11 protein-coding genes and 1 pseudogene are annotated in these 9,113 nt (G+C 60.7%); 8 read left to right on the top strand and 4 right to left on the bottom strand.

Annotated elements, in window-relative coordinates:
- Positions 1-123: 123 nt before the first annotated feature.
- Positions 124-441: a DUF7693 family protein gene (locus tag AC0IW7_RS11270; RefSeq protein ID WP_471817944.1), complete on the bottom strand. Its 318-nt coding sequence runs from the start codon at positions 439-441 to the stop codon at positions 124-126.
- 239 nt (positions 442-680) lie between these two features.
- Between AC0IW7_RS11270 and AC0IW7_RS11265 the strand changes: the two genes are divergently transcribed.
- Positions 681-986, top strand: coding sequence for a cupin domain-containing protein (locus AC0IW7_RS11265; protein ID WP_471818343.1), 306 nt, complete (start codon positions 681-683; stop codon positions 984-986).
- Positions 987-1,039: 53 nt separating this feature from the next.
- Here AC0IW7_RS11265 and AC0IW7_RS11260 read toward each other — a convergent pair whose 3' ends face one another.
- Together AC0IW7_RS11260 and AC0IW7_RS11255 are read right to left on the bottom strand one after the other, a co-directional pair.
- Positions 1,040-1,507 carry a helix-turn-helix domain-containing protein gene (locus tag AC0IW7_RS11260; RefSeq protein WP_471817942.1) on the bottom strand — a complete coding sequence of 156 codons (468 nt, stop codon included), beginning with the start codon at positions 1,505-1,507 and terminating at the stop codon, positions 1,040-1,042.
- 142 nt (positions 1,508-1,649) lie between these two features.
- Positions 1,650-2,972, bottom strand: coding sequence for an MFS transporter (locus AC0IW7_RS11255; protein ID WP_471817940.1), 1,323 nt, complete (start codon positions 2,970-2,972; stop codon positions 1,650-1,652).
- 272 nt (positions 2,973-3,244) lie between these two features.
- Here AC0IW7_RS11255 and AC0IW7_RS11250 point away from each other — a divergent pair, with 272 nt between their 5' ends.
- Both AC0IW7_RS11250 and AC0IW7_RS11245 read left to right on the top strand, forming a co-directional pair.
- Entirely contained in the window at positions 3,245-4,339 is a 1,095-nt protein-coding gene (locus tag AC0IW7_RS11250) for a sugar diacid recognition domain-containing protein (protein WP_471817938.1), read from the top strand.
- A gap of 106 nt (positions 4,340-4,445) precedes the next feature.
- Positions 4,446-5,594, top strand: coding sequence for a glycerate kinase (locus AC0IW7_RS11245; RefSeq protein ID WP_471817936.1), 1,149 nt, complete (start codon positions 4,446-4,448; stop codon positions 5,592-5,594).
- A gap of 1 nt (position 5,595) precedes the next feature.
- Here the strand turns inward: AC0IW7_RS11245 and AC0IW7_RS11240 are convergent, their stop codons facing one another.
- Entirely contained in the window at positions 5,596-6,249 is a 654-nt protein-coding gene (locus AC0IW7_RS11240) for a glutathione S-transferase (protein WP_471817935.1), read from the bottom strand.
- A 141-nt stretch (positions 6,250-6,390) separates the two neighbouring features.
- On the opposite strand from AC0IW7_RS11240, the gene AC0IW7_RS11235 reads away from it, so the two are divergent.
- The 5 genes and pseudogenes from AC0IW7_RS11235 (at position 6,391) to AC0IW7_RS11215 (ending at position 9,066) form a co-directional block, all read left to right on the top strand.
- Entirely contained in the window at positions 6,391-6,954 is a 564-nt protein-coding gene (locus tag AC0IW7_RS11235; RefSeq protein WP_471817933.1) for a TetR/AcrR family transcriptional regulator, read from the top strand.
- A gap of 102 nt (positions 6,955-7,056) precedes the next feature.
- Positions 7,057-7,563, top strand: coding sequence for an ankyrin repeat domain-containing protein (locus AC0IW7_RS11230; RefSeq protein WP_471817931.1), 507 nt, complete (start codon positions 7,057-7,059; stop codon positions 7,561-7,563).
- A 72-nt stretch (positions 7,564-7,635) separates the two neighbouring features.
- Positions 7,636-7,917, top strand: a complete 282-nt coding sequence (locus AC0IW7_RS11225; protein ID WP_122453555.1) for a peptidylprolyl isomerase — start codon at positions 7,636-7,638, stop codon at positions 7,915-7,917.
- A 217-nt stretch (positions 7,918-8,134) separates the two neighbouring features.
- Positions 8,135-8,464 (top strand): annotated as a pseudogene (locus tag AC0IW7_RS11220) (DUF2025 family protein); the annotation flags it as partial.
- A gap of 200 nt (positions 8,465-8,664) precedes the next feature.
- Complete coding sequence (locus tag AC0IW7_RS11215) at positions 8,665-9,066, top strand: VOC family protein (protein ID WP_471817929.1); 402 nt, start codon at positions 8,665-8,667, stop codon at positions 9,064-9,066.
- Positions 9,067-9,113 lie beyond the last annotated feature (47 nt).

Raw genomic sequence — 9,113 nt, 5'->3', positions numbered from 1 at the left:
CCTTGCTTACCGGCTGTGCGTGCCGGAATGTTGCGTGAAAATCTGATGCAGCCCTCTCAATATAGAGGCTGCTTTATGACGGTCGTGAGCCAGTTCCGCCCGACGGTAACGCCGCCGTTCGCTTTAACACTGGCGCAACTGGCGCTCCAGTTGTTCGCGTTCCCAACGGCTCAACAGATGAATCGGGTCGGTGCCATAGCGGGCCCAGGTCTCTTCGTTGACGGTTCGGCCATCGGGTGCGGTGCAGCCTACGCAATGGTCCAAATCGCCGCTTTCGTTGAAAACGGTGAGGTGCCAGCTTTCCACACTCACAGTGAACGCGCCGAATTCCAACTCATGCCAAGCCGGCCCGCCGCAACGACTTATAGACCGCACGCCGAGGGCCACGTCTTTTAGCAATTGGTACACCTCGCGGGCACTAAGCGGCGGCAGTGTGGGCATCCGGTTTTAACCTGACAGAAAGACAGGCGCACCATTTAGCATTTATTGGCGGCACAGAGCAGTCCCCGCTTTGAATTATTTCTTGGCCCGTGCCTCCGGCTACAGCGCGAACAGACACCTGCATGTCTTGCTCAGACAATACCTGCGGCGCATTGCGCTCTAGGGTGGTGTCTTCTTCCCTACCGCTGGAGCTGACCGTGGCCAACCCACCGATTACCGTATTGCGCGAAACCCAACCGATGCCCGTTGTGGATGCCTGCAAGTGGGAGCGCATCGAGGGCGACCCGCATACGGTGAACCTCAACGCATACACCTCCGATGACGGCAGCAAAATCATGGGAACGTGGATCTGCACACCGGGTAAATGGCGTGTGGAGTACGTGAAATGGGAGTACTGCCATTTCCAAGAGGGCTACTGCATCATCACGCCCGACGGCATGGCGCCGATTCACCTCAAAGCGGGCGACATTTTCGTGGTGGAGCCGGGCATGAAAGGCACGTGGGAGGTGGTGGAAACTGTGCGTAAGTATTTTGTGTTTTCGTGAGCCGCCTCGCGGCTAAACGTTGGCATCAAACACTGCGGTAAACGGTGAGCATCTCATTCATATCCCATACGCAGCTCCTGCGCCTGTTGGGCCAACGCATCCATTGCGGCGGCACTGAGTTGGTCACGCTTGGTTTTGTAAGCCATGAGATCGGCGAACAACACCCGGCGGTGACGTCCGGTTTTGGTGAACTTGAGCTCGCCATTCTCTAGCATCTTCACCAGGTGCGGGCGCGACACATTGAGCATGTCAGCCGCTTCCTGGGTGGTTAGCTCGGCGTGGATGGGCACTACCTTCACCGCATTGCCCAACGCCAGCTCACCGAGAATATCGACCAGCAAACGCAGCGCCGAGGTGGGCAGTTCCACCGTGTGGGCGTTGTCGTCTTTGTCGAAAATTTCGATGCGCTGGGTCTCGTGGCCGGTTTCGAGATAAGCCGCGAGCGTGCGCTGCCCTTGCACGGCTGCGGCAACTTCGCGCTCGGCTGGCGGCAACGGGGTTTGTACATCAGCGTGGGTCATGGCAAAGCCTCCGAATCGCAACAAATACAACACGGAGGAAGATTATTCGAAACAAACGAAAAACGCAATAAACGAAACGAGCGCGGACTGGGGCGTCTGATTCGGCGAGCGACATTGCATCGCTCGCCTCGCTTTTAACCACTTACGCCGTTGCAGCCGCCGCTTTGGCAGGCCGACTAACACGCAAGGCAACCACACTGCCCACCACCGTCAAGGCTGCCAAGCTGTAGAGCGCGGCATCGGTGGAGCCGGTCTGGTCTTTGATCCAGCCGACGATATACGGGCTGAGAAAGCCCGCCATCTGACCAATCGAGTTGATCAGCGCTAAGGCTGCCACCGCCACGCTGGCGCTCAAGAACGCCGTGGGCAGCGGCCAGAACATCGGCAGCCCGGTGAGCGCGCCCATGGTGGCGATGGTCAGGCCCAGGATGGCGATGACCGGCACCGCAGCGAAGTTAGCGGCGATCACCAGGCCGATGGCACCCATCCACATCGGTATAACCAAATGCCAGCGCCGCTCGTTGCGTAGGTCTGCCGAGCGGCCGACCAGCAGCATGAAAATGCCCGCCATCAGGTACGGCAACGCGCTGATCCAGCCGATCACCAGTGCATCGCTGAAGCCCAGGGTTTTGATGATTGAGGGCAGCCAGAAGTTGATCGCGTACACGCCGCTTTGGATGCAGAAGTAGACAAAGCCAAGCACCCACACGAAGGGCATGGTCAGCACCGACAGCGCCGACACATTGGCTTGCACAGGACGGCTGCGGTCGTCGAATGCGATGTCTGCCGCCACGCGGGCGCGTTGTTCAGGCGACAGCCAGCGCGCGCTTTCGGCGTTGTCGCACAGCAGCACAAACGCCAAGGCGCCGAGCAATACGGTGGGCACGCCTTGAATCAGGAACATCCACTGCCAACCCGCCAAACCGCCCTGGCCGGCGGCGAAGTGATTGAGAATCCAGCCAGAGAACGGCCCGCCGAGTAGACCCGACACCGGGATCGCCGACATAAACAACGCCATGATTCGCCCACGGCGCTGGTTCGGGTACCAGCGCGAGAGGTACAGCACGATGCCAGGGAAAAAGCCCGCTTCCGCCATGCCGGTCAGAAAACGCAGCACGTAGAACTCAATGGGCGTGGTGACAAACAGCAGGCAGGTAGAGAACACGCCCCAGGTGATCATCATCAGACCAATCCAGCGCCGTGGCCCAAAGCGGCTCAGCGCCAGGTTGCTGGGCAAACCGCAGAGCACATACCCGATAAAGAAGATGCCGGCGCCAAACCCGTACACGGTTTCGCTGAAGCTCAAGGCGTCAAGCATTTGCAGCTTGGCAAAGCCCACGTTGACGCGGTCGAGGTAGTTGAACAGGTAGCAAATAAACAGGAAAGGAATCAGGTGCAGCGTGACGCGACGGTAGACGTGATCGCCTTCAACGTCGCCCACATCGCGAATCGAGGGGGTAGGCATGGGATCATTCCTCTGTGCTTTGTTGTTGTATGCAAGGTCTGCTGGACGCCAGTGCTAAGCGCGTCTCGAGCTTAGTGATTTGGACGTAACCGGGCTTTGGGGGTTTGCACCCATTTGCCGACAAATTTCTGTGTGCTCGCACAAAAGCGCGGTGAGTTTGCCGGCTCATCTACGCACGCGTGCCGACCTACCTTGGCGCCTTTGGCACTTGGAACAATTCGACCCGAGCAGTTGTTGTATGGTTGCCCAACTGTTTTTTCAGGGCCAGGGTCATGTTCGAACTCACACATCAATTGGCGCAAAACATCGTGGACCGGGCGATGGCCATTCTTCCTTACAACGTCAACGTGATGGACAGCCAAGGATTGATTCTGGCCAGCGGCGAGCCGAACCGCATTAATACCCGCCACGAAGGTGCGCAACTGGTACTCGCCAACCACCGGATCGTCGAGCTGGACGAACAAGCCGCGCGCACGCTCAAGGGCGTGCAGCCCGGCATCAATTTGCCCCTGATGCACGACGAGCAATTGATCGGCGTGCTGGGCATTTCCGGCGACCCGCAGGCGCTGCGCACGTATGCCGAACTGGTGCGCATGACCGCCGAAATGCTGGTCGACCAAAGCCGCATTCAGGCCGAACAGCAATGGCGTAAAACCCGCTGTGATGACCTACTGGCCGTCATGTTGGGCGAAACCGGCGGCTCGCAACGATTAATTGACGAAGCCCACCAGCTTGGGCTCAAGCCACAGTTGAGCCGCACGCCACACCTGATCGAAATTGCCGACGGCCAAAGCTCGGCCGACCTCGCCGATTGGCTGCGCAGCCAGTACGCCGACAGTTGGTGCAGCGCACCGGCGCCCCACACGGTGCTGTGGTGCTGCCCGGTCGCCATCGAACCCTCACGGTTTGCCGACCGCTTGAAAAACCAGGGCTGGAAACTGCAACGCATGGCCTCGGGCATGCCCTGCAGCGACGTGCACGCGTTGCGCCGCTGCTGCCACCGCATCGCCGAATTGCTGGCGTATGGGCAGGCGGTCAAGCCGTATCGGCAATTGCTTTCGCTGACCCGTTGCCGCCTGCCGACCTTGCTCTGGACCCACCGCGCCGAAGACACCCTGAGCGAACTGTTGGTGCCGTTGCACAACATCGTCGCCCGCGATGGCAACGGCCAACTGTTGCGCACGCTACGCAGTTGGTGCGAACACAACGGCCAGCCGCAGGCCTGCGCTGACGCCTTGGGCATTCATCGCAACAGTTTGCGCTATCGCATGGAGCGCATCGCCGAGCTGACAGGCAAGGACATCACCCGCCTAGACGACCTGGTTGAGCTTTACTTGGCCGTGCAGTTGATGCCCAGCAGTGGCTGATTTTGTGAGCCTGCACAAACCGCGTCGTGCTGCCTTGTAGCCCCGGCCAAAGCGCGGCGCCGATAAAGCGTGCCAGCATGGACGCCCTCACCTGCCGGAGCCCGTTATGAAAATTGTCATCGCCCCCGACTCGTTCAAAGACAGCCTGAGCGCCGCCCATGCCGCCTCGGCGTTAGCGCGCGGGTTCCAGGACGTGTGGCCCGAAGCCGAGCTGGTGCAATGCCCAATGGCAGACGGTGGCGAAGGCACGGTAGAGGCCATTCTCGCCGCGCTGCAGGGCGAGGCGCGCACCACGCGGGTAAGCGGCCCGCTGGGACAGCAGGTGAACGCCCGTTGGGGTTGGCTGGCGCAATCACGCACCGCGATTATCGAGATGGCCGAAGCCAGCGGCTTGCAGTTGGTGCCGGTGCAGCTGCGGGATGCGCGCTTCAGCTCCACCCGTGGCACCGGTGAATTGGTACTCGCCGCGCTGGATGCCGGCGCGCAGAAAATCATTCTGACCATTGGCGGCAGCGCGACCAACGACGGCGGCGCCGGCATGTTGCAGGCCTTGGGCGTGAAGCTGCTGGACGCCGGCGGCCATTCGATCGGGCCCGGCGGCTTGCCGCTATCGGTGCTCAATAGTGTCGAAATAACAGGGCTCGACCCGCGCTTGGCCCAGGTGCAGGTGGAAGTGGCTGCTGACGTCGATAATCCGCTATGCGGCCCCCACGGTGCCTCGTTCACCTTTGGCAAACAGAAAGGCGCCAGCGCCGAGCAGATTGAGCAATTGGATGCCGCCCTCGCCCACTTTGCCGATTGTGCAGCGGTGGCCTTGGGAACTGATCGGCGTGACGAGCCGGGTGCCGGTGCGGCCGGTGGCATTGGGTTCGCCGCCAAGGCTTTTCTTAACGCCACGTTCCGGCCGGGCGTGGAAGTGGTGGCGGAGCTGACGGGGCTCGCGGAAAAAATGCACGGCGCCGATCTGGTGGTCACCGGCGAGGGCCGGTTCGACGCCCAGACCTTGCGCGGCAAGACGCCACTTGGCGTAGCGCGGGTGGCCAAGAAATTCGACGTGCCAGTCATTGTCGTCGCAGGCACGCTGGGAGACGGCTACGCCGAGGTGTACGAGGCTGGCATCGATGCCGCGTTCTCGCTCGCCAACGGGCCGATGACCTTGGAAGAAGCCTGCAAGCAAGCGCCCACACTATTGCGCGAGCGCGCTCGGGATATTGCTCGCCTCTGGCGCATCAGCGCCGCGCAGGCGAGCCGTTAGGTTACGCGGGGTCGGACATGCTCAGTCGGTCCCGAACGCTGGGCCGCTCCTGCATCCGCGCCCACCAGCCGCGAAGGGCATCCAGCTCTTGCGGGATTTCCAGCTCGACCAGGCCGGCAAATATCAACCCGCCAATGACCGTGATGTCGGCCATGGTGAACTGGTCGCCGGCCACAAACGGTTGGCGACGCAGCACCTGGTCGAAATAGCGCATACCGCGAAGTGCCTTGTCGCGCTGACGCAAGCCCCATTCTTGGTTCTGATAAAGCTCCACGTCAGGCCCGAGGCCGGGAGTGGCGTGGTGGAAATACACGCTGATGGCGTCGAGCAGCTCCAATTCGGCGCGCTTGCTCATCATATGGATCACACCCATTTCCTTAGGCGTGCGGCCTGTCAGGCTTGGCGCGCCGTCGAGCGCATCGAGGTATTGGGTGATGGCGGTGCATTCGGCGATCAGCGTGCCGTCTTCAAGCTCCAATACGGGCAACGTGCCGGAAAAGTTTTTGGCTAGGAACTCGGGCTTTTTGTGCATGCCTTTCCACAAATCCACCGATTCAAAGCGCACCTGCTTTTGCAGGCCTTTCTCTGCCAAAGCGATGCGAACGCGAGCCGGATAAGGGCCAGTGGGCCAGTCGTAAATTTTCAAAGCGGTCATGCTGCGATCTCCTACCTATCAATTGGTAGACAAACCTTAAGCTCGAAATTTCAGGCCGTCAACCTCTATCTATCAGTTGGCAGGTAAAGATGATCCAGCTACCATTTCACCTCCCTTTTCACTAACTACGAGGAAGCCGCCGTGAGCGCAAACGCCCGGGAAGCAATTCTCGACGCCGCCAGACTAGCCGCGCAGGCCCATGGCTACAGTGGTTTGAATTTCCGCGACCTGGCCGCCACCGTCGGCATCAAGAGCGCGAGCATTCACTACCACTTCCCGACCAAAGCCGATTTGGGCGCGGCTGTGGCCGAGCGTTACTGGCAAGACACCGCCGCCGTGCTCGAAGACTTACTCGAGCAAACGGCCGATCCACTGGAAAGCCTGCGCCAGTACCCGAGCATTTTTCGCCGCTCGCTGGAGAACGAAAATCGCCTGTGCATGTGCAGTTACATGGCGGCCGAATACGACGATTTGCCAGAGCCGGTCAAAGCCCAGGTGCAAACCTTTGCCGATGTGAATATCGCCTGGCTGAGCAAAACGCTGACGGCGGCCGATGTGGTCAGTGCCGAACACAGCGACCAGCGCGCTCGGGCGATTTACGCGGCCATTGCCGGTGCGCAGCTAGTGGCAAGAAGCCGTTCCGACATCGCGTTGTACGACGAATTGGTAGCGGGCTATCAGCAGGCCGGCTTGCTGCCGGCTTAAGGGCGCGGGCAAAGCCATCGCCGCCATCAACTTTCTCAATAAGCTTCGCTGCGGCACGCCCTCTATGCTTCGCGCATTCCTACTTTTGCACGGAGCCACACCATGACCGACGCCGCCTCGCTTGATGACGAAACCCTGGCCTTCGCCGAGCGCGTTTTCGATGCTGCCCGCGCCGGAGCCACCGAGGATCTGCAAGCGCTGTTGAGCCAAGGCCTGCCGGCAGATTTGCGCAACCACAAAGGTGACAGCCTGGTGATGCTCGCCAGCTACCACGGCCACCTGGAAACCGTAGCCATGCTGCTTCAGCACGGCGCCGACCCGGACCTGCGCAACAATAATGGGCAAACGCCGCTCGCCGGCGCCGTTTTCAAAGGCAATGTGCCCATGCTGGAGTTACTGCTGGCCAACGGGGCGGATGTGGAAGGCGCGACGCCGGACGGCAAAACCGCATTGATGATGGCGGCGATGTTTAACCAAACCGCAGCCATTGATGTGTTGCTCGCCCATGGCGCGAACCGCGACGCCCGCGAACAAGGCGGGTTGAGCGCGCTGGATCTGGCACAACGAATGAACGCGCCATTGGCACTGGAGCGTTTGCAGCGCGGCTAAACCCTGCGCGCCAGCCTTGAATACGACGGCAAATCCGGTAGGCTCGTGGCCTTTCTCAGAGGAGTTCCTGCCATGCCTAAAGCCACCGCTCGCCACATCCTGGTTTCCACCGAAGCCAAGTGCAATGAACTAAAAGCTGCTATCGAAGGCGGCGCCGATTTCGCCCAGGTGGCCAAAGACAACTCGTCCTGCCCATCCAGCCGTGAAGGCGGCAACCTCGGCTCGTTCGGCCCTGGTCAGATGGTTAAAGAGTTCGACACCGTGGTTTTCAGCGCCCCGGTCAACGTGGTGCAGGGCCCGGTGAAAACCCAGTTCGGCTACCACTTGCTGGAAGTGACCAGCCGCCAGGACTGATCCGCCCCTAACGCCCCCGGTGCCACTGTGCGCCGGGGGCGTTTTTGTATGGGCTCACCGCTCGTTAACAGGCGACCGCGACGGATCGCCCGCAACCACGAAGATGCAATGCGTTCGCATTGAGATCCCCTTGACCCAAGGCAACGCTGCCGCGCAAAGGCCGCCGTATAACCGTGCGACCCGCGCCACCGCGCTTCTTTTGCCCCCGAGGTCGAGCATGAACACCACTCCAACCACCACTGCCGCCACCATCTGCGCCGCCGCCGACGCGCTCAAAGGCTTCGTCGGTTTCAACAGCAAAACCGGCCAGCACATCGTGCGTTTCAGCGAAGACTCCTTTGGCCTGGACGTTGTTGAAAGCAGCATCACGCCCACTGCCGAGTTCGTCTGGGTACAGGTAGACGGCGACGTGATGACACTCAGCCGCGAATGCCTGCAACTGCTGTTCAACCAGAATATCGACGACCGCCTCAACCTTTCACCCGCGCTGCACGTGTACATGGGCCGCCGCGACTTACCGGAAATTCGTGCCGAGCGCCGCCTGCAGAAAACCTGCAGTGGCAACTGCCAGAACGGTACTTGCAAGAATGGTCACAGCCACCACCATGCTGAACGCCTGTCTTCTACTACCCTTCTTTAACCGCGCGGAAATGGACCTAACGGTGACGCCCGGTCGATGCCCTGCCCGGGCGGTCGACCGGGGCGCAATCGCTGGCTCCAGCGACGCGCTCTTTCAGGAGAACCCCTATGGTCCGTGACATCTTTATCAACCTTGCGGTTAAGAATCTGCCAAACGCCATCGCCTTCTTCACCCACCTGGGCTTCACCTTCAACCCGCAATACACCGACGACACCGCCACCTGCATGATTCTCGGCGAGCACATCTACGCCATGCTGCTGACCGAGGAAAAATTCAAGGGCTTCACCCCCAAAGCCATCTGCAACGCCCATACCCATAGCGAAGTGCTGACCTGCGTGGCCGTGGCCGACCGCGAAAAAGTGGATGAGCTGGTCAGCAAAGCCCTGGCCGCAGGCGGGCGCACCCTCGGGGACCCAAAGGATTACGGCTTTATGTACCAGCATTCGTTCGAAGACCTGGACGGCCATATCTGGGAGCTGATCGCCATGCAGGAAGACGCTGTGGCGTAAAACGCAGGCAACAAAAAGCCCGGCCAGTGCCGGGCTTTGAAGGGGTG

The sequence above is a fragment of the Pseudomonas sp. AC229 genome (assembly GCF_979254655.1).
The sequence above is the reverse complement of the archived record's forward strand: the minus strand, read 5'-3'. Positions and strand labels throughout refer to the sequence as shown.

Bases quoted from the DNA above. Each gene is read 5' to 3' on its own strand.
- AC0IW7_RS11270 (WP_471817944.1), bottom strand. From the start codon at position 441: ATGCCCACACTGCCGCCGCTTAGTGCCCGCGAGGTGTACCAATTGCTA.
- AC0IW7_RS11265 (WP_471818343.1), top strand. From the start codon at position 681: ATGCCCGTTGTGGATGCCTGCAAGTGGGAGCGCATCGAGGGCGACCCG.
- AC0IW7_RS11260 (WP_471817942.1), bottom strand. From the start codon at position 1,507: ATGACCCACGCTGATGTACAAACCCCGTTGCCGCCAGCCGAGCGCGAA.
- AC0IW7_RS11255 (WP_471817940.1), bottom strand. From the start codon at position 2,972: ATGCCTACCCCCTCGATTCGCGATGTGGGCGACGTTGAAGGCGATCAC.
- AC0IW7_RS11250 (WP_471817938.1), top strand. From the start codon at position 3,245: ATGTTCGAACTCACACATCAATTGGCGCAAAACATCGTGGACCGGGCG.
- AC0IW7_RS11245 (WP_471817936.1), top strand. From the start codon at position 4,446: ATGAAAATTGTCATCGCCCCCGACTCGTTCAAAGACAGCCTGAGCGCC.
- AC0IW7_RS11240 (WP_471817935.1), bottom strand. From the start codon at position 6,249: ATGACCGCTTTGAAAATTTACGACTGGCCCACTGGCCCTTATCCGGCT.
- AC0IW7_RS11230 (WP_471817931.1), top strand. From the start codon at position 7,057: ATGACCGACGCCGCCTCGCTTGATGACGAAACCCTGGCCTTCGCCGAG.
- AC0IW7_RS11225 (WP_122453555.1), top strand. From the start codon at position 7,636: ATGCCTAAAGCCACCGCTCGCCACATCCTGGTTTCCACCGAAGCCAAG.
- AC0IW7_RS11215 (WP_471817929.1), top strand. From the start codon at position 8,665: ATGGTCCGTGACATCTTTATCAACCTTGCGGTTAAGAATCTGCCAAAC.